This is a genomic window from Sulfitobacter sp. 1A12157 (assembly GCF_043557345.1).
GTDB lineage: Bacteria > Pseudomonadota > Alphaproteobacteria > Rhodobacterales > Rhodobacteraceae > Sulfitobacter.
On sequence record NZ_JBIFFV010000001.1, the window covers coordinates 578,500 to 596,802 of the forward strand.

Genomic DNA, 18,303 nt, shown 5'->3' on the forward strand with positions numbered 1-18,303 from the left:
GCGATCAAGCATTGCCGCAGCCCTGCCGCGCGGCGCAGCCATTCGGTTGCCAATCTGCCGATGACATCGCCAGACGCTTGCGCTAAACCCAAGCCTGTCGGCCCCGTGGCTCAACTGGATAGAGCAGCCCCCTCCTAAGGGGCAGGTTGCAGGTTCGAATCCTGCCGGGGTCGCCAGCCACCATCCTCACCCCCTTGTGCCTTGAAATCCCCATCCGGTCTGTCAGATTGCCCGGGATATAATCAGGAATGGCAGAGGCTTTGATGAAAATAGGAACTTTTGTGATCGGGGCGGCCTTGCTGGCCGTTGCCGGATGTACGGTGCCGGCGAGCGGGCCGCAGGGCGGCTCGGCCCGTGTGGGCAATCTGCCGGAGTCGGTGGTGAGACTTGCCGCGCCGAACCAAGATCTGTCGACGGCGCGTTTGCTGCCGGAGGATGGCTGCTATTGGTATCAGCACAACGGCCCGGTCGAAACGACGCTGGTGCCGCTGCGGGCGGTGGGTGGCAATCCGATCTGCACCAAACGCCAAGCCTGACACAACAACGGGGGCTGCTATGCGGCCCCCGTTTTTCGCTGCAGATTAGCTGCTGGCAACAACGCTTTCTTCCGCCGAATAGAGATAGGCCGTCGAGCCGGTCCGCACATTCGGGTAGAGTTGGTTGATATGCGCCATGATCATCCGCACACAGCCTGAGCTTGCCCGGCCGCCGATGCTCTGCGGCTGCGGGGTGCCGTGGATGCGCAGATAGGTGTCGCGGTTCCCTTCAAAGAGGTAGAGCGCCCGCGAACCGAGGGGGTTTTCCGGGCCGGGCGGCACGCCGTCTTCCAAGCCCGCGTAAAGCTCGGGATCGCGCTTGATCATGTTCTGGGTGGGGGTCCAATGCGGCCATTCCACTTTACGTTTGATCGTATAGGTGCCCGGCTCATAAAGATTGCCACGCGCGATCGCCACGCCGTAGCGCATCGCAGTGCCGCCCTCTTCGATATGGTAGATATAGCGGGCCACTGCATCGACGTGGATGTCACCGACGCGCAGGTTGTCATTCGCCACGACCCGTTGCGGCAAGAAGCGCGGGTGCACGCCCCAGGGGTTGCTTGTCGCCGGGTCAAAGCCCGCCGGGGTAACCTGCGCATCCCATGCGGCTTTCTCTGCCGCGCTTGGGCGTGTGCGGGCCATCAGGGGGGTGGCAATCGCGCCGGAAAACAGCGCCGTGGTGGTCTGAATGAAATGACGTCTTGTCAGCATGTGGTCGCTCCGTGGTTGACCTCTATGCGCGGGGCAGGGTCGTATGCGTGTATGAGAGACTAACGGCCTTTCCCCGCTAGAGGTTCAAGGAAGAAGGCGGTTGCTGAAGAGATTGTGATCTAAAACACACGGTTTTCACGAGAGAACGGGGCGCGGGCGGGTGGGCGCGCGCCCCGAATGCTGCGGGGGTAGCAGGTAGGGAAGGCCCGGTCAGCCGCGTCCCCGGTAGGGGGGCACCCCCTGATCGGGGATCCAGACGCCCTCGGGCAGGGGGCCGGTTTGCCAGAACACGTCAATGGGAATGCCGCCGCGCGGATACCAATAGCCGCCGATCCGCAGCCACTGCGGGTCAAGGAACTCGGCCAGCCGTCGGGCGATGGAGATGGTGCAATCCTCGTGAAACGCGCCGTGATTGCGGAAAGAGGTCAAAAACAGCTTCAGCGATTTTGATTCCACCAGCCACGGGCCGGGCACATAGTCGATCACTAGATGGGCAAAGTCGGGCTGGCCGGTCATCGGGCAGAGCGAGGTGAACTCCGGCACGGTGAAGCGCACGTTATAGGCCACATCGGCCTGCGGGTTCGGCACCCGCTCCAGTTCGGCCTCTTCGGGGCTGGCGGGAATACGGGTTTCCCCGCCGAGTTGTTTGAGATTGCTGTAGATGTCGTCGGACATGGGGGTCTCCATCGGTCAGACGCCGCGCTTATTGCCCCAGATCAGGACATGAAGCTGCGGCAGGATACGGGGGGCGAACCAGTGATCGGTCATGGCAAGATCGGTCAGCCAGCCTAGGCGGTCGGCCAGCGCCTGCGGGTCCACCGGTGTGGCGGGATCGACCTCGGGGTTGCCGGGTTGAAGGTAGAGCGGGATATCGAGGTGATGGGCATGCACTTCGCGCGCCCAATGGTAGTCGATCTCGTCAAAGATCACGATCTTCATCACCTGCTGCCGCGCCTGCGCGCCGAGGGTCCGGCAGGCGTCGAATGCGTCCCAGTCGACACGCTCACCGCTTGATGGCGGTTTGGGGGAGAGCACAAGCGTATCGAGATCGGCAAACCATGGCCGCGCGATGGACCCTTGGGTCTCACAGGCGAAGCGATAGCCCGCGGCCTTGCCCATGCGGATCAGCGGACCGAAATCCTGTATCGCCGGGTTGCCGCCCGAGAGGGAGACGGTCAGCGGTTGGTCCTTGGAAAGCTTCCGGACCCGGCGCCAGACATCCTCGGTCGACATGGGGGCCCAGCTATGGCGGTATTGGCTGTCGACGGCATGCAGACTGTCGCACCAGCTGCACCGATAGTCGCAGCCGCCCGCGCGGACAAATACCGTCGGCTCCCCGATCAGCGCGCCTTCGCCCTGAATGGTGGGGCCGAAAATCTCGGCGATGCGCAGGGTCATGGCCGGTATTCCGCCCAGGTCTTCGGGGTCTCGCTGACCAGCACGGCAGAGGTCTCGGGCCAGCGGGCGGCGCACCAATCGTGGAAATGTTTCGCCATGTTCTCGGCGGTGGAGGGGCCGTCGAGCACATCGTTCAGATGCCGGTGGTCAAAGTGATCGTCGATATAGGTCTTGAGCGGTTTCAGGTCGTGGTAATCGCGCACGAAACCATCGGCGTTGAGCGTCTCGGCGGCGAGTTCGATCACGACGATATAGTTGTGTCCATGCAGCCGCGCGCATTGGTGGTCATCGGGCAGGTGGGTCAACTGGTGGCTGGCGGAGAAGTGGAATTCCTTGCGAATACGGAACATCAGCCTTCCCCCTGTGCGGCGAGGGCCGTGGTCCAATAGTCGGGATCGGCGTAGACCGTGGGGTCGGTGACCCCGGCCAGATGAAAGGCTTCGCGCCGCTCGACACAGGTGCCGCAGCGCCCGCAATGGACCGCGCCGCCCTTGTAGCAGGACCACGTCTCGGCGAAGGGGGTGCCGTGCTGCGCGCCTTGGCGGACGATCTCGGCCTTGCTGTGCTCGACGAAGGGCGTGTGCAGCCGCACATCGGCATAGCCGTCAAGCGCGGCCTGCTGCATCGCGTCGAAGGCGCGGGTGAAACCGGGGCGGCAGTCGGGATAGATGAAATGATCGCCGCCATGCACCGCAGTGGCCACGGCCTCATCCCCCTCGGCCGCGGCAATGCCAAAGCCGATCGACAGCATGATCGCATTGCGGTTCGGCACGACGGTGATCTTCATCGTGTCTTCGGCGTAATGCCCGTCAGGCACGTCGATATCGTCAGTGAGGGCGGAACCCGAAAGTGCCGCACCGATGCCGCGCATGTCGATCAGGTGAAATGGCACGCCAAGCCGTTCCGCCGCCGCGCGGGCGAAATCGACCTCTTTACGGTGGCGTTGGCCATAGTCGAAGGAGACGAGCCGGGTGAGGTGGTGCACCTTGGCGGTGATATGCGCAAGCGACACGGAATCGAGTCCGCCTGAGCAGATGACAAGTGTTTTCATTTTGGGGCCCTTGTTTTGATGTCCGGGTAGGCTGCGACCGGATGGCGGGGCTTATTTCAGAATTTGCGCGGATTGCAAGCCTTGCGCTTGGGCGCGCAGGACCGCCGCAGCAGAGGCGAGAGAGTTTCCGCCAAATCCCGATAAAATAGGGATTTTGCTTTAACGACTAAATCTAAGTTAACTTTAGCCAAGGCCGCATTCGCGCTATGGTGAGCCTATGTTAAAAAGCAGCCAAAGCGTTACGCTTGACGCCAGCCATTATGAATTGATCGAGGCGATGACCGACGAAGTGGTCATCCTTGATGCCGCCGGCAAGATTGTCGCGGTCAATATGGCATGGAAGATCTTCTGTGAAGAGAACGGCGGCGACGCGGAAACGCATTACGTGGGGGCCAATTACTTTGACATCTGCGAAGCGGCGGTCATGGATGCCGTGGTGCAGGCGGAAACGGTTCTGGATGGGCTGCGCCAAGCGCTGAAAACCGGGACTTCCTTTGAGGGGGAATACCCCTGCGACGGACCGGGGGTGCGGCGCTGGTTTCAACTCAATGCCAACCGCATGACGGTCCAAGGCGCGCCCTGCCTGCTGTTGCAGCACCGCAATGTCACGACGCGCCGTATGGCGCATGACGATATCGAACGTGCCCATGTGCAGGCGGAAACCTTTGCCGCCCTCGTGGCCACCACGGGCGAAGCGATCCTGACCTATGACATGGAAGGCCGCATCATCAGCTGGAACCCCGCGGCTGAGCAGCTTTACGGCTATACGGAGGAGGAGGCTTTGGGCCAGTCGGTCGAGCTTTTGTATCCCCCGGATTGGCCGATGCGGGTGCTTGAGTATCGCGATCAGATCATGGCGGACAAGCTGCGCCAGTTCGACGCGGTGCGCGTGGCCAAGGACGGCACCGAGCGCCATGTCACCATCGCCTGCACGCCCATTCGGACGCTTTCGGGGGATGTCGTCTCGATCTCGAACATCCATCATGATGTGACCGCGACGCGCAAGGCCGAAGAGGTGCGCGATCTCGTCTCGCGTGAGGTGATCCATCGGGCAAAGAACATGCTCTCTCTGGTCACGGCGATGCAGCGGCAGACGGCGAATTCGGCGGCATCCCTTGCGGAGTTCAACAAATCCTTCGGGGCCCGTATTCAGGCGCTGGCCCGCTCCACCGATTTGCTGGTGGATGGCGGCTGGTCCTCGGTGGATCTGGCCGAGCTGGTGCGCGCGCAGTTGGATCCGTTTTTGCATTTGCAGTCCAAAGCGGTGGATGTGGATGGCCCCTCGGTCGCTCTGGGACCGCAGGCGTTGCAACTGATCGGCATGGCGCTGCATGAGCTGGCGACGAATTCCACGAAATACGGCGTGATGAGCGACGGCTGCGGCGATATCCAATGCCACTGGTCCCATACCGAAAAGGGGGGGCTGCGTTTTCAATGGATCGAGACCGGCATTACCTTTGACCCTTCCGCCAAAAAAGCCACCGGTTTCGGCAGCAAGGTTCTATCCGTATTGGCCCCCGCCATGGTCAATGGCGCGGCTGAAACGGTGACCAGCGAGAACACCCTGACCTGGACAGTCACGATTCCCGCCGCGCATTTGGGCAAACTGGTCTGAGCGACGCCGCGCCTGCCGTGCTGCGCAGGTGGGCGGTTCACCTAAATCGCCCCTTGGCGGAACTCTCCTACGCTGGAAACTTGTTCCTCCTTTGAGACGTCGTTCGAAAAGGCAAAAGGAGGTTAGGATGGCCAATGGACAGGGCAAGACCGCAAAACTTTACCGGATGGTGATGGAGCAACACCTCTGTCCCTTCGGGTTGAAATCGAAAGACCTGCTTGAGCGGCAGGGCTACCACGTCGAAGATCACCACCTCACGACCCGCGAAGAGACCGATGCCTTCATGGCGAAGGAGGGTGTGGAGACCACGCCGCAAACCTTCATCAAGGGGGAGCGGATCGGCGGCTATGACGATCTGCGTGTGCACTTCGGTTTGGACAAGCCCAAGGAAGAGCAATCGGACACCAGCTATCAGCCCGTCATCGCCATTTTCGGCGTGGCCTTCCTGATGGCACTGGGGCTTTCGTGGTATGCATTCGGCAACATCTTCACGCTTCGGGCCTTCGAGTGGTTCATCTCGATCTCCATGTGTTTCCTCGCTGTGCAGAAGTTGCAGGATATCGAAAGCTTTTCGACGATGTTTCTGAACTACGACCTCTTGGCGCAGCGTTGGGTGCCCTATGGCAAGGTCTATCCTTTCGGAGAAGCACTGGCGGGTATTCTGATGACCGCCGGCGCGCTGACTTGGCTCTCGGCCCCTGTGGCGATCGTGATTGGCACGATTGGCGCGGTTTCGGTGATCAAGGCGGTCTATGTCGACAAACGTGAATTGAAATGCGCCTGCGTCGGCGGGTCGAGCAATGTGCCGCTTGGGTTCGTCTCGCTTACCGAGAACGTCATGATGCTGGGCATGGGGGGTTGGATGCTGCTCAAGGTCTACGGCTGAGCAGATTACAGTGACCCGAGTTTTGTGCCGAGGGAGGTGCGGGGGGTATCTGGTCGGGCTGAGAGGATTCGAACCTCCGACCCCCTGCTCCCGAAGCAGGTGCGCTACCAGGCTGCGCTACAGCCCGACCGATGTGCAGCGCAATAGCGCAGCTTGGCGGGTTTGGCAATTGGTCAGTTGCAGGGATTTTGCGTGGCGTTTGGGGGAAGCGGGGGGAATTGGGGGCGCTGCCCCCGCAGCCTGCGGCTGCTCCCCCGAGGGTATTTGAGAAAGGATGAAGGGGAGGGGGCGGGGCGTGAAACCCCGCCTTGGTTTCTTATAGGCTGGCGTCGAGGGCCTTGAGGATGGCATCGCCCATTTCTTCGGTCGTGATGGGGGTGCCGCCTTCGGGGCCCATCAGGTCGGGGGTGCGGGCGCCATCGGCCAGCGCGCGTTCGACGGCTTTTTCCAGACGAGCGGCTTCTTCGCCTTGGTCGAAGGAGTAGCGCAGCGCCATGGCGAAGCTGAGGATACAGGCGATCGGGTTGGCTTTGCCTTGGCCTGCGATATCGGGAGCGGAGCCGTGCACGGGCTCGTAGAGGGCCTTGGGGCGGCCATCGGCGTTGGGCGCGCCGAGGCTGGCGGAGGGCAGCATGCCGAGGCTGCCGGTCAGCATGGCGGCGCAGTCGCTGAGGATGTCGCCGAAGAGGTTGTCGGTGACGATCACGTCGAACTGTTTCGGCGCGCGCACGAGTTGCATGGCGCCATTGTCGGCATACATGTGGCTGAGTTCGACGTCCGGGTATTCTGCGTCGCGCACCCGTTGGGTGACTTCGCGCCACAGGATGCCGCTTTCCATGACGTTGGCTTTTTCCATGGAGCAGACTTTGTTGCCGCGGCGGCGGGCGAGTTCGAAAGCGGAGCGGGCCACGCGCTCGATCTCGCTTTCGGTGTAGCGCTGCGTGTTGATGCCGACGCGTTCATTGCCTTCCTCGAAGATGCCGCGCGGTTCGCCGAAATAGACGCCGGAGGTAAGTTCGCGCACGATCATGATGTCGAGCCCCGCGACCACGTCTTTTTTCAGCGAGGAGAAATCCGCCAGCGCGTCAAAGCATTGCGCCGGGCGCAGGTTGGAGAAGAGGTCCATTTCCTTGCGCAGGCGCAGCAGGCCGCGTTCGGGTTTCACGGAGAAGTCGAGATCGTCGTATTTCGGGCCGCCCACGGCGCCCAAGAGCACGGCGTCGACTTCGAGGGCGCGGGCCATCGTGTCGTCATGCAGCGGGGTGCCGTGTTTGTCATAGGCCGCGCCGCCGACCAGATCATGCTCTACGTCGAAGGCCAGATCGCGCTTTTCGCCGAACCAGTCGATGATGCGCGTGACCTGCGCCATGACCTCGGGGCCGATGCCGTCGCCGGGGAGGATGAGCAAGGATGGGTTGGCCATGGGAAACTCCTGAAAATACGGTTGGAGATTGGGTAGCCTGCGGGTTCCGGAGGGTCAAGATAGGGGGCGTCAGCGGGTGAGGTCGACCCAGACGAGGGCGTGTCGGCTGGCGCTTTCGCCCTGGGGCCAGATGAGGCCGGTGTCACTGATTTCCCAGTCGCGGGAGGGCAGGATGTAATCGACCCGCATCGGGCCGGTTTGGGGCCAGTCGACCGTGGGGCGGTGCGGCAGGGGGTCTTGCAGCGCGGGGTGGGATAAGAGGGCGGCGATGGCTTCGCCGCGCCCGTCGCCGCGCTGCGGGTCGAGATTGGCGTCGCCCAGCAGGACGAAGGGCGGTGCCGGCGGTGTGCCGATCTTTCCGGCGAGGTGGTGGCGCCAGAAGGTGGTTTCGTCGTGGTTGCGGCGGCCATTGCGGTCTTCGGGGCCGTCGAAGACCGGCGGGGTGGCGTGGTAGGTCAGCAGCGTGACGGGGCCCTCCGGAGTTTGGATCGGTAGGGACCAGTGGCCGTTGGAGGAGAGGCGCTGCGTGGCATGGGCTTCGGCCCCCGCGAAGGGGGCGCCGTTGATCATCGGGTAGAGTGTATCGGGGAGGTCGCGCCAGAGGAGGGTGCTGAAATCTTGGAGCTCGGCCTCTTGGATTGGGTGGCGTGAGAGGATCGCCATGGCGCCTTGGCCGAAGAAGCGGCCATAGCCTTGGGCGTCGCGGGGGGTGCCGAGCCTGCCGTCACCGTCAAGGTCGACGCCGCTTTGACGGCCTGCATTGGGCGGCGCGGCGAAGCGGTGGGGATAGGGCGCGCCCGCGGCGGTGAGCGCATCGGCGAGGGCATTGAGGGCGGCCTGTTCGAGATCGTAGTCGATGCCTTGTAGCGCGATGATATCGGGATCGGCGCTGGCGATGGTTTCGATCACGGAGGCGACGGCAGGGTCATTCCCGCGCAGGATGTCGCGCAGGAGCAGGCCCGGCCCCTTGCGCGACAATTCGGTGTTGAAGGTGGCAATGCGCAGCGGTTCGGCCTGCGCGGTGCCGGTCAGCAGGAGCAGCGCCAGCAGGAAGCGGATCAGGCCGCCTGCATATGCGCTTCGGCGTAGGCGCGGCGGCGCTTGTCGTGGATCATCTCGGCCACCCGCCCCATGGCGATGCCGCGCATGATCATACTGGCCGGAAGGAATGCCCATGCGCTTATTGTCCAGATCATGGTTTGATGATTGCTCAGTGAGATTGGATCTAGCAGATCGGCGGTGGCCTTGACCACTGCGGGGATGAAGAAGGGCAGAAGGAAGCCAAGCGCGATGTTGATCCGCGCATCCCGTTGCAGCCGGTAGAGCACATCGCCGCCCGCCGTTGGGTCAAAGAGCGGCAGGTTCACCCAGACGTTGAAGGCCCCTTGGCGCGCGGGCCAGCCCATGACGCGCACCAGCACCACGAAGGTCGCCAATGCGATCAGCGAGACCAGATAGGCCAGCCCCGCCGCCGTGCGGATCAGGTTGACCGCCTCGAGAGGGGCGTCAGCGGGCATCATCAGCACCACGAGGCGCACGGGGGAGTAGGGGAAATCAAGCGCATTGCCCAGTATCGTGCCAAGCGCGGTGAGTGCGCCGGTCAGCAGGGTGGGGGCCGTTTGACCCCGCGCGATAAGCGACAGGACGAGGATCGTGAAGAACAGGCTGATGAACCGCAGCCGATTGAAAGGCGGCGCATCGCGGAATTCGACGATGCCGGGTTGGCGGGCGTTGTATTCCATGAAGGTCAGGATCGCCGCGATACAGGCGAGCAGCACGGTGATCTGGCTGGATTCCGCATCGGCCCCCGGCAAGAGAAGCGCCGGGATGGCAATCAATAGCGCCACCAATAGGCCACGCGTCGCCGCGCCTGTCATTCGTCCGATCACTGCTCTGCCCTTTCAAACTGGCCAGCCGCGATACGATGCCGCGTGCTTGTTCCAACTTGATGCCCCCGGTTGATGGGGTGTGCCTCATTCTGGTCCAATTTTTGCCTTCTTTCCGCACATGCCTCAAGGCTCCGCGAAGAGAAGAGCAGGATACTGGGGTATTTTGAGGGAGGGGGTGGTGCCTTCTTGCATCAATTCCGTGGCGGTTTGATGGCAGGCGGCAACATCTTGTGGGCGCGCGATCTGCGCCCACAAGTTTGATCATGCAGGCCGGGCGTCAGACCCAAGGGCGGCTTTGGCCCAGCGAATCCTCGTAGCTGTCGATCGCGGCACCTTTTTCGAGCGTCAGGCCGATGTCGTCCAGCCCGTTGAGAAGGCAGTGCTTTTTGAAGGCGTCCACTTCGAAGGGGAAAGTCTCACCATCTGAGGTGGTCACGGTCTGGCCTTCCAGATCAATGGTCATCCGCGCGTTCGATCCTTTTTCGGCGTCTTTCATCAGTACATTGACCTGCTCTTGCGGCAGGGCGATGGGCAGGATGCCGTTCTTGAAGCAGTTGTTGTAAAAGATGTCGGCGAAGCTGGGAGCGATGACGCAGCGGATGCCAAAATCGAGGATCGCCCAAGGTGCGTGTTCGCGCGACGATCCGCAGCCGAAGTTGTCGCCTGCCACGAGGATCTGCGCGTCGCGGTACTGCGGCTGGTTCAGCACGAAATCGGGGATTTCGTTGCCTTCGCGGTCATAGCGCATTTCGTCGAACAGGTTCACGCCAAGGCCAGAGCGTTTGATCGTCTTGAGAAAGACCTTGGGGATGATCATGTCGGTGTCGATGTTCACCAGCGGCATGGGAGCCGCGGTGCCGGTGATTTCTGTAAACTTTTCCATCGGGATATCCTTCGGAGAGTGCGGGAACCACGCCGCCTGACGGCGCGTTCTAGGCAAATGGTGTATCAGGAGGGCATGGCATGTCGTACCAAACCGGCACGAAAGTGGAATGGGACTGGGGCAATGGCACCGGGACCGGCAAGATCGTCAAGAAATACACGCAGAAGATCACGCTGAAGCTGCAGGGCAGCGAGGTGACCCGCAAGGCGAGCGATGACGAACCGGCCTATAAGATCGAACAGGACGACGGCAGCGAAGTGCTGAAGTCCGGCAGCGAGCTGCGCAAGGCTAACTGAGCCCTGCGCAACGCGCCCGGTATCTATGCCCCACTCGCTCACGCCAGTTCGCGCACATCGGTCAGGTGACCGGTGAGTGCGGCGGCGGCGGCCATGCCGGGGGACACGAGATGCGTGCGGCCCTTATAGCCCTGACGCCCCTCGAAGTTGCGGTTCGACGTGGCCGCGCAGCGTTCGCCGGGGGCGAGCTGGTCAGGGTTCATCGCCAGACACATGGAGCAGCCCGCCAGACGCCATTCGAAACCGGCCTCGCGGAAGATATCCGCCAGCCCTTCCTCCTCGGCCTGTGCCCGGACGAGGCCCGAGCCCGGCACGACCATGGCACGCAGACCGTCTTTGATCTTCTTGCCCTTCAGCACTTCAGCGGCGGCGCGCAGGTCTTCGATGCGGCCATTGGTGCAGGAGCCGATGAAAACGGTGTCGATCTGGATGTCGGTGAGCTTCTGGCCCGGTTTCAGGTCCATATACTCCAGCGCACGTTTCACGGCGTCGACCTTGCCGCCCTTGAAGTCTTCGGGCGAGGGGACCGTCGCGTCGATCGGCAGCACGTCCTCGGGCGAGGTGCCCCATGTGACGACCGGTGCGATGTCCTCGCCCTTGAGCGTCACGACCTTGTCCCAATGGGCGTCCTCGTCAGAGAAGAGGGTTTTCCACCAGTCCATCGCCGCTTCCCACTGCGCGCCTTTCGGGGCGTGGGGGCGGCCTTGGCAGTACGCGAAGGTCTTTTCGTCCGGCGCGATCAGGCCCGCGCGCGCGCCGCCTTCGATCGCCATGTTGCAGACGGTCATACGGCCTTCCATCGACAGGTCGCGGATCGCCTCGCCGCAGTATTCGATGACATAGCCAGTGCCGCCCGCGGTGCCGGTGGCGCCGATGACCGACAGGGTGATGTCCTTGGCCGTGACGCCGGGGCGCAGCTTGCCGGTGATCTCAACCTTCATGTTCTTGCCCTTGCGCTGGATCAGCGTCTGGGTGGCAAGGACATGTTCGACCTCAGAGGTGCCGATGCCGTGGGCCAGCGCGCCGAAAGCCCCGTGGGTCGCGGTGTGGCTGTCGCCGCAGACCACGGTCATGCCGGGCAGGGTCCAGCCCTGCTCAGGGCCGACGATATGCACGATGCCTTGGCGCACGTCCGAGACGGGGTAGTAGTGCACGCCGAATTCACGCGCGTTCTTGTCGAGGGCGGAGACTTGAATGCGGCTGTCCTCGGTCATCGCTTCGGGATCTTCGCGGCCCTCGGTGGTGGGCACATTATGGTCCGGCACGGCGATGGTCTTGTCCGGTGCGCGCACCGTGCGGCCCGACATGCGCAGACCTTCAAAGGCCTGCGGGCTGGTCACTTCGTGCACCAGATGGCGGTCAATATAGAGCAAGCAGGTGCCGTCATCGGCTTCGTGGACGACATGGGCGTCCCAGATTTTATCGTAAAGCGTCTTGGGGGACATGATGGTCCTCTCCCGTGGTTTGGAATGGCTATGGGTGTGGCTGAGAGGGCGGCTTATAGTCGCGCCAGAACGCTATGCGTCGCGCCGAAAAAGCGTTCGCGCAGACGCGCACGGTCGCAAAGATCAAACACCAGTATCATGGGGCAAGGGATATAGACCCAAAGCGAGTCTCGCAAGGTGGCATCGTGGGGGGATGAGGGGGGCGGCTTTGCAGCGGTTCTTGCCCTGAGGGGGAGGCTGTGCAACCGTGATCTTCCTTAGGTGCGAAGGCCATACATGATCCCTGAAACTCACCCCTTTTCGAACTTCCTTCTTTCGCTACAGGCCTTGTTCGACAGTGTTCTGGGCTTTGGCGAAAGTGTCCTGAGCCCCGGCTGGCGGCAAAACCAGATCCTGATCCTGCTCGCTTTGGTGGCGCTCGCTTGGGTGTTGCACCGGGTCACCGGGATGATGTTGCAAAACTGGGTCCGCTCCCGCGAAGGCTGGTCCAAATGGCAGTTGCGTGTGGTGGTGCAGGTCAAGCGACGGCTCGGCCTGATCTGGTTCGCGCTGTTGGCGGGGCTGCTCTATCAGGTGATGCAGAACGTGACTTGGCCGTCGCGGTCATATCTCATCGGTTTGGCGGCGACGCTGGCAGCGATCTACGTGGGCATCGCTTTCGCCGCGCGTCTGGTGCGCAACCGCCCCTTGCGGCGCATGGTGACATGGGGGCTGTGGATCTATGCCACGCTCTACATGTTGAACGTCGCCGATGATGTGGCAGTGTTTCTGGACGGTGTCGCCCTCACGATTGGTGAGTTCCGCCTTTCGGTGCTGACCATTCTGACCGCGCTGGTGGTGATCGGCGCGCTTTTGACCATGGCGCGGCTGGCCAGCACAACCACCGCCGCGACGATCCGCAAGAACGAAGACATCAGCCCCTCCATGCAGGTGCTGGCGGTGAAGGGGGTGCAAATCCTGCTCTACGGCCTTGCCTTCTTCATCGGGGTGCGGGCGGTGGGGATCGACCTCACGGGTCTCGCCGTGCTCTCGGGTGCGATCGGTGTGGGCCTTGGTTTCGGTCTGCAAAAGGTAGTGTCTAACCTCGTCTCGGGCGTGATCATCCTGCTCGACAAGTCGATCAAGCCCGGCGATGTGATCAGTCTGGGAGAGACCTTTGGCTGGATCCAAACACTGGGCGCGCGCTATGCCTCTGTGGTGACGCGGGACGGCAAAGAATACCTGATCCCGAACGAAGACCTGATCACCGGGCAGGTGGTGAACTGGTCGCATTCCAATGACTTTGTGCGGCTCGATATCTATTTCGGCACGGCCTATTCCGACGATCCGCATCTGGTGCGCAAACTGGCGGTGGAGGCGGCCAAGGGGGTCGACCGGGTGCTGAGCTACAAGGCCCCGGTTTGCCATATCGTGGGCTTTGGCGATTCGTCTGTGGATTACATCCTGCGCTTCTGGATCAAGGATCCGACCGGCGGGCTGACCAACATTCGCGGCAATGTCTATCTGGCGCTTTGGGATGCCTTCAAGGAACACGGCATCTCCATCCCCTTCCCGCAGCGCGAGGTAAAAGTCATCGAAGACAGTCAACTGGCCCTGTCGCGTGCCACAGCATCGCGGGATATGCCTGAGTGAGCGGGGATTTGCGCCACGGTTAACGCTGCCTGCAACCGATCCATTGAAAAATGAACCCCGTGTCGCTAAATTGGGGCTGCTCGGCACCGGGGCAAGCGTTCAGCATTGATGGTGCTATTTACGAAGGAGGACAATGTCCTGTCTCTTAACGTTGACGCAGCGCAGGCTGCTGACCATGGGGCTGCAATGACTGCCGCCTCGCAAATCGCAACCAGCGACGACCTGCTGGCGCTTATCCTTTCCTCGCTGAATGACGACAAGGCCGAAGATATCGTGCAGATCGATCTGCGCGGCAAGACGGCCATCGGCGACTATATGGTGATCTGCTCGGGCCGCTCCACGCGGCAGGTTTCGGCGATCTCGGAAAAGCTGGCGCAGGCCGTCAAAGATGCCACCGGACGCACGTCCAAGATGGAAGGCCGCGAAACCGGCGACTGGGTCTTGATCGACACGGGCGACGTTGTCGTGCATGTTTTCCGGCCCGAAGTGCGTGAATTCTACCAGCTTGAAAAGATGTGGCTGGGTGGCGACGACACGGCCACAGCGGCACCGCACTGATCCCGCTTAGCGGGCCTAGGTCATGCGGGTTCACATCTGTGCCATGGGCCGGCTTCGCGCCGGTCCGGAAAAATCCCTTGTCGATGATTATCTGACCCGGTTCGACCGGACGGGGCGCGGTTTGGGCCTTGGCCCCGCGCGCGTGGTCGAGATGGAAGATAAGAAGAACGGCGGCATGGCCGCCGAAGCCGTGCTGCTGCGGCGCGCGATCCCCCAAGGGGCGGTGATCTGCGTGCTGGATGAGCGCGGCAAGGTCGAAACCTCCCCCGCATTTGCCGAACGGCTCGGCAAGTGGCGTGATGCGGGGCGGGGGGATTTGGCCTTTGTCATCGGCGGGGCCGATGGCATCGACCGCAGCCTCCGGGCAGAGGCGGATCATGCCCTCTCTTTTGGCAAGATGGTCTGGCCGCATATGCTGGTGCGGGTCATGCTGGCCGAACAGCTGTACCGTGCTGCCGCGATCCTTTCGGGCGGGCCTTATCACCGGGTCTGAAAGGGCGCAGGTCAGGGCAGCGGGATCGTCACCAATTCCGAAGACCAGCCGCTGACGCTGTCGCGCGCCTGAATGCTGACCTCTCTCATCCCCTCGGGGATGCGCACGCCCGAAAGCGAGCGGGTGAAGGGCTGCTCTTTCACATGCGGATGCGCCAGATTGCGGGTGCCCAAGGGTTTCCCATCAGGGTCCAGAATGCGCCAAGCGTCGGCATAGTGATCCCAACCACTGTCGTTATGCCGAATGGTGACGTCAAACTTCCACAAATCGCCCTGGCGATCGACCGTGACGTTCAGAATGGCGGGCGGATCGGCGAAACCCGGCGCGGCAAAGGCCATGAAGGCGACAATGAGGCTACGTTTGAACATGGGACACCAATAAAATAACGAACTGAATATAGCGCATTTCGGAAAGGTTCCAAGGTAGGCGGAAGTTGGGCCCGGTGCAATTCACCGTGAAGCCGCAATTTAGTGGTGCATTTGCATCAAGCGCGCGGCAAACTGGCCAAACCCGCGCCATAGGCTCTATGCTGCGGGGTCAGAGGAGGGACCGCAATGCAGATGCCAATACCCGATGCCGGGATCATTGCGCGCAAGGCGCGGGTCGTGGCGCGGCTGCGCGCGGCGCTGCCCGGCACCGCCGTGATCGACGATGCGCATGAGACCCGTGCCTATGAATGCGACGCGCTGACGGCCTATAAATGCCCCCCTTTGGCCGTGACCCTGCCTGCCAATACCGAAGAAGTCTCGACCGTGCTGCGGATCTGCCACGAGGAGGGCGTGCCGGTGGTGCCGCGCGGCTCGGGCACCTCGCTTGCCGGTGGCGCCTTGCCCACCGCCGATAGCGTGGTGCTGGGGGTGGCGCGCATGGCCGAGGTGCTTGAGGTCGATTACGACAACCGGCTGATGCGCGTGCAGACCGGGCGCACCAACCTCAGCGTCACCGGCGCGGTGGAGGAAGACGGCTTTTTCTATGCGCCCGACCCGTCCAGCCAGTTGGCCTGTGCCATCGCGGGAAATATCGCGATGAACTCGGGCGGGGCGCATTGCCTGAAATACGGGGTCACCACCAACAATCTCTTGGGCGTCACCATGGTGATGATGGACGGCGAAGTGGTCGAGATCGGCGGCGGCTATATGGACGCGGGCGGGCTTGACCTGTTGGGCGTGATCTGCGGCTCCGAAGGGCAGTTGGGGGTGGTGACCGAAGCCACCCTGCGCATCCTGCCCAAACCCGAGGGCGCGCGGCCCGTGCTCATGGGGTTCGACGACAACGCCGTGGCCGGGGCCTGCGTCAGCGATATCATCAAGGCCGGCGTCTTGCCCGTGGCGATCGAGTTCATGGACCGCCCCTGTATCGAGGCGACAGAGGCTTTTGCCCATGCGGGCTACCCAATGTGCGAGGCGCTGCTGATCGTCGAGGTCGAAGGCTCGGATGCCGAGATCGACCACCAATTGGCCCTGATCACCGAGATTGCCCGCCGTCACAACCCGGTGGAGCTGCGCGAAAGCACCAGCGCCGAGGAAAGCGCCGCGATTTGGCTGGGCCGCAAGTCCGCCTTTGGCGCCATGGGGCAGATCAACGACTACATGTGCCTTGATGGCACCATCCCGGTGAACGAGTTGCCCATGGTGCTGCGCCGCATCGGTGAGATGTCCGTTGAATATGGCCTCAAGGTCGGCAATGTCTTTCACGCGGGCGACGGCAATATGCACCCGCTGATCCTGTTTGATGCCAACAAACCCGGCGATCTGGAGAAATGCGAGGCCTTTGGCGCCGATATCCTGCGGCTCTGCGTCGAAGCGGGCGGTTGCCTGACCGGGGAGCATGGGGTCGGGATCGAGAAGCGCGATCTGATGCATGAGCAATACGGCCCCGCCGATCTAGAGGCGCAATTGGCCGTGAAGGATGTCTTCGACCCGGCATGGCTGTTGAACCCGGCCAAGGTCTTCCCCCTCGACGTGACGGAAGGGCGGCGCGGCAGCGGCGCGTCGGTGGCGGCGTGACGGTGACTTCCGAGGCGGAACTGGTCGAGGCGATCCGTGGCGCAGATGCGCCCCTTTCCCTGCGGGGCGGCGATACGCGTGGCATGGCAGGGCCGGGTGCGGCACTGTCGCTTGCCGGTTTGCGGGGGATCACCCTTTACGAGCCGGGCGCGCTGACGCTGGTCGCGCAGGCAGGCACGCCGGTCTCCGAGATCGAGGCCACCTTGGCTGCCGAGGGGCAGCGGCTGGCCTTCGAGCCGATGGACCATCGCGCCCTCATGGGCCGCAGCGGCACGCCGACCATCGGCGGGGTCTTTGCCGCCAATGTCAGCGGTTCGCGGCGGCTTGCCGTTGGGGCCGCGCGGGATTTCCTGTTGGGGGTGCGGTTCGTCGATGGGCAGGGGGCCATCATCAAGAACGGGGGCCGGGTGATGAAGAACGTCACCGGCTATGATCTGGTCAAGCTGATGGCCGGGTCGCAGGGCACCTTGGGCGCATTGACCGAAGTCTCGCTGAAGGTGCTGCCGAAACCCGAAACCAGTGCCACGCTCGCGCTGTCCGGGCTGGACGACGCCGCCGCCATCGCCGCGATGGCGCTTGCGATGCGCAGCCCTTTCGAGGTGACCGGCGCGGCCCATGACCCGGCGCAGGGGCTGACGGTCTTGCGGTTGGAGGGGTTCGAGACCTCGGTCGCCTACAGGATTGGGAGGCTGAAGGATCTGCTTGCCGCCACCGGGGGGGAGATCGAGGTGCTTGCAGAAGGTAGCTCAGAGACCCTCTGGCAGGGTTTGCGAGATGTGGCGCCCTTCCACGGGGCGACGGGCGATATCTGGCGCCTGCATTGCCGCCCGACCGAGGCTCCGGCGCTTGCCGCTAAGGCCGGGGCGGAGGCGCGGCTTTATGATTGGGCCGGGGGGCTGCTTTGGCTGCGCATGGCCCCCGGCACGGACCTGCGCGCGCGTTTGGGGCGGTATGACGGCCACGCGACCTTGTTGCGGGCCGAGGCGGCGGGGGCGCTGCCCCGGCAGGAGCCCGAAGCGCCGGGGGTGGCGCGGTTGACGGCGGGGCTCCGGGCCAAGTTCGACCCCCGTGGCCTGTTCAATGCCGAAGCCTTGGCCCAAAGCGCATGACTTTGGTGCTGGTCTTCCTCTTTGTCTTTCTGATCGGCCCCTTTCTGTTCAAGGCGCTGATCGCCGTGCCGCCTTCGCTTAGGGCCATCCGTGCCTTGGCGGCGATGGTGCTGGCGACCTTTCTGATCGCGCTTGCCTTGCGCTATGGTCTCACGCGCTATTGGAGCGACAGCGCTTGGCTGTTGGGGGCCATCGCCTTGGCGCTCTGGGCCGCTTGGATCGGGGTGATCGCGCTGGTGGTCCAAGCGCTGCGCCGGGCCGATCCGCGCCCGGCAATGCGCCGGTGGAGCGGGGTGCTTGGGGCCGTGGGCACGACGGTGCCGTGGTTCGGCCTCGTCCTCGCCAATCTGATGCGCAGCACATAGGAACGGA

21 protein-coding genes and 2 tRNA genes are annotated in these 18,303 nt (G+C 63.1%); 11 read left to right on the plus strand and 12 right to left on the minus strand.

The features are described 5' to 3' along the window. Positions 1 to 99 precede the first annotated feature (99 nt). Both ACGYLC_RS02920 and ACGYLC_RS02925 read left to right on the plus strand, forming a co-directional pair. Positions 100 to 176 (plus strand) — tRNA-Arg (locus tag ACGYLC_RS02920). An 87-nt stretch (positions 177 to 263) separates the two neighbouring features. Then, positions 264 to 536, plus strand: a complete 273-nt coding sequence (locus ACGYLC_RS02925) for a hypothetical protein (RefSeq protein ID WP_394421580.1) — start codon at positions 264 to 266, stop codon at positions 534 to 536. 45 nt (positions 537 to 581) lie between these two features. Here ACGYLC_RS02925 and ACGYLC_RS02930 read toward each other — a convergent pair whose 3' ends face one another. The 5 genes from ACGYLC_RS02930 to queC form a co-directional block, all read right to left on the minus strand. Continuing rightward, positions 582 to 1,247 (minus strand): L,D-transpeptidase, encoded by a 666-nt coding sequence (locus ACGYLC_RS02930; protein WP_394421581.1) that lies wholly within the window; start codon positions 1,245 to 1,247, stop codon positions 582 to 584. 210 nt (positions 1,248 to 1,457) lie between these two features. Beyond that, on the minus strand, positions 1,458 to 1,922 hold the full coding sequence (queF, locus tag ACGYLC_RS02935; RefSeq protein WP_394421583.1) for a preQ(1) synthase: 465 nt from the start codon (positions 1,920 to 1,922) through the stop codon (positions 1,458 to 1,460). A 15-nt stretch (positions 1,923 to 1,937) separates the two neighbouring features. Continuing rightward, the gene (queE, locus tag ACGYLC_RS02940; protein ID WP_394398582.1) at positions 1,938 to 2,645 is read right to left on the minus strand and encodes a 7-carboxy-7-deazaguanine synthase QueE; all 708 of its coding nucleotides are present in this window, start codon (positions 2,643 to 2,645) and stop codon (positions 1,938 to 1,940) included. Beyond that, positions 2,642 to 2,995, minus strand: a complete 354-nt coding sequence (gene queD / locus ACGYLC_RS02945) for a 6-carboxytetrahydropterin synthase QueD (protein WP_394421585.1) — start codon at positions 2,993 to 2,995, stop codon at positions 2,642 to 2,644. The genes queE and queD overlap by 4 nt, the downstream gene beginning before the upstream one ends. Beyond that, a complete protein-coding gene (gene queC / locus ACGYLC_RS02950) occupies positions 2,995 to 3,696 on the minus strand; it encodes a 7-cyano-7-deazaguanine synthase QueC (protein WP_394421587.1) in 702 nt (233 codons plus the stop codon). Before queC ends, queD begins: the two co-directional genes overlap by 1 nt. A 217-nt stretch (positions 3,697 to 3,913) precedes the next feature. Between queC and ACGYLC_RS02955 the strand changes: the two genes are divergently transcribed. Beyond that, positions 3,914 to 5,311 (plus strand): sensor histidine kinase, encoded by a 1,398-nt coding sequence (locus ACGYLC_RS02955; protein ID WP_394421589.1) that lies wholly within the window; start codon positions 3,914 to 3,916, stop codon positions 5,309 to 5,311. Between the two features lie 127 nt (positions 5,312 to 5,438). Beyond that, the gene (locus tag ACGYLC_RS02960) at positions 5,439 to 6,197 is read left to right on the plus strand and encodes a MauE/DoxX family redox-associated membrane protein (protein WP_394421591.1); all 759 of its coding nucleotides are present in this window, start codon (positions 5,439 to 5,441) and stop codon (positions 6,195 to 6,197) included. Positions 6,198 to 6,247: 50 nt separating this feature from the next. On the opposite strand, the gene ACGYLC_RS02965 is transcribed toward ACGYLC_RS02960, so the two are convergent. From ACGYLC_RS02965 to leuD, 5 genes are all read right to left on the minus strand, one after another. Beyond that, positions 6,248 to 6,324 (minus strand) — tRNA-Pro (locus ACGYLC_RS02965). A gap of 189 nt (positions 6,325 to 6,513) precedes the next feature. Then, positions 6,514 to 7,620: a 3-isopropylmalate dehydrogenase gene (gene leuB / locus ACGYLC_RS02970; protein ID WP_394408417.1), complete on the minus strand. Its 1,107-nt coding sequence runs from the start codon at positions 7,618 to 7,620 to the stop codon at positions 6,514 to 6,516. 69 nt (positions 7,621 to 7,689) lie between these two features. Beyond that, a complete protein-coding gene (locus ACGYLC_RS02975) occupies positions 7,690 to 8,796 on the minus strand; it encodes an endonuclease/exonuclease/phosphatase family protein (protein ID WP_394421592.1) in 1,107 nt (368 codons plus the stop codon). Further along, on the minus strand, positions 8,679 to 9,509 hold the full coding sequence (locus tag ACGYLC_RS02980) for a hypothetical protein (protein WP_394398596.1): 831 nt from the start codon (positions 9,507 to 9,509) through the stop codon (positions 8,679 to 8,681). The genes ACGYLC_RS02975 and ACGYLC_RS02980 overlap by 118 nt, the downstream gene beginning before the upstream one ends. A 277-nt stretch (positions 9,510 to 9,786) precedes the next feature. After that, on the minus strand, positions 9,787 to 10,392 hold the full coding sequence (leuD, locus tag ACGYLC_RS02985; protein ID WP_394421594.1) for a 3-isopropylmalate dehydratase small subunit: 606 nt from the start codon (positions 10,390 to 10,392) through the stop codon (positions 9,787 to 9,789). An 80-nt stretch (positions 10,393 to 10,472) separates the two neighbouring features. Here leuD and ACGYLC_RS02990 point away from each other — a divergent pair, with 80 nt between their 5' ends. Continuing rightward, on the plus strand, positions 10,473 to 10,688 hold the full coding sequence (locus ACGYLC_RS02990; protein WP_120349937.1) for a DUF2945 domain-containing protein: 216 nt from the start codon (positions 10,473 to 10,475) through the stop codon (positions 10,686 to 10,688). A gap of 38 nt (positions 10,689 to 10,726) precedes the next feature. Here the strand turns inward: ACGYLC_RS02990 and leuC are convergent, their stop codons facing one another. Further along, positions 10,727 to 12,133, minus strand: a complete 1,407-nt coding sequence (gene leuC, locus ACGYLC_RS02995; protein ID WP_394421596.1) for a 3-isopropylmalate dehydratase large subunit — start codon at positions 12,131 to 12,133, stop codon at positions 10,727 to 10,729. A 276-nt stretch (positions 12,134 to 12,409) separates the two neighbouring features. Between leuC and ACGYLC_RS03000 the strand changes: the two genes are divergently transcribed. From ACGYLC_RS03000 to rlmH, 3 genes are all read left to right on the plus strand, one after another. After that, positions 12,410 to 13,765 (plus strand): mechanosensitive ion channel family protein, encoded by a 1,356-nt coding sequence (locus tag ACGYLC_RS03000; protein ID WP_394421598.1) that lies wholly within the window; start codon positions 12,410 to 12,412, stop codon positions 13,763 to 13,765. A 186-nt stretch (positions 13,766 to 13,951) separates the two neighbouring features. After that, complete coding sequence (rsfS, locus tag ACGYLC_RS03005; RefSeq protein ID WP_394421600.1) at positions 13,952 to 14,323, plus strand: ribosome silencing factor; 372 nt, start codon at positions 13,952 to 13,954, stop codon at positions 14,321 to 14,323. Positions 14,324 to 14,345: 22 nt separating this feature from the next. Further along, positions 14,346 to 14,816: a 23S rRNA (pseudouridine(1915)-N(3))-methyltransferase RlmH gene (gene rlmH / locus ACGYLC_RS03010; RefSeq protein WP_394398602.1), complete on the plus strand. Its 471-nt coding sequence runs from the start codon at positions 14,346 to 14,348 to the stop codon at positions 14,814 to 14,816. A gap of 11 nt (positions 14,817 to 14,827) precedes the next feature. Here rlmH and ACGYLC_RS03015 read toward each other — a convergent pair whose 3' ends face one another. Further along, positions 14,828 to 15,184 (minus strand): hypothetical protein, encoded by a 357-nt coding sequence (locus tag ACGYLC_RS03015; protein WP_394421601.1) that lies wholly within the window; start codon positions 15,182 to 15,184, stop codon positions 14,828 to 14,830. A gap of 186 nt (positions 15,185 to 15,370) precedes the next feature. On the opposite strand from ACGYLC_RS03015, the gene ACGYLC_RS03020 reads away from it, so the two are divergent. Genes ACGYLC_RS03020 through ACGYLC_RS03030 form a run of 3 tightly spaced genes read left to right on the plus strand, consistent with a single transcriptional unit; the run spans position 15,371 to position 18,296 of the window. Next, positions 15,371 to 16,822, plus strand: coding sequence for an FAD-linked oxidase C-terminal domain-containing protein (locus ACGYLC_RS03020; protein ID WP_394421603.1), 1,452 nt, complete (start codon positions 15,371 to 15,373; stop codon positions 16,820 to 16,822). Then, entirely contained in the window at positions 16,819 to 17,931 is a 1,113-nt protein-coding gene (locus ACGYLC_RS03025) for an FAD-binding protein (RefSeq protein ID WP_394421604.1), read from the plus strand. Before ACGYLC_RS03020 ends, ACGYLC_RS03025 begins: the two co-directional genes overlap by 4 nt. After that, a complete protein-coding gene (locus ACGYLC_RS03030; RefSeq protein WP_394421606.1) occupies positions 17,928 to 18,296 on the plus strand; it encodes a hypothetical protein in 369 nt (122 codons plus the stop codon). The genes ACGYLC_RS03025 and ACGYLC_RS03030 overlap by 4 nt, the downstream gene beginning before the upstream one ends. Positions 18,297 to 18,303 lie beyond the last annotated feature (7 nt).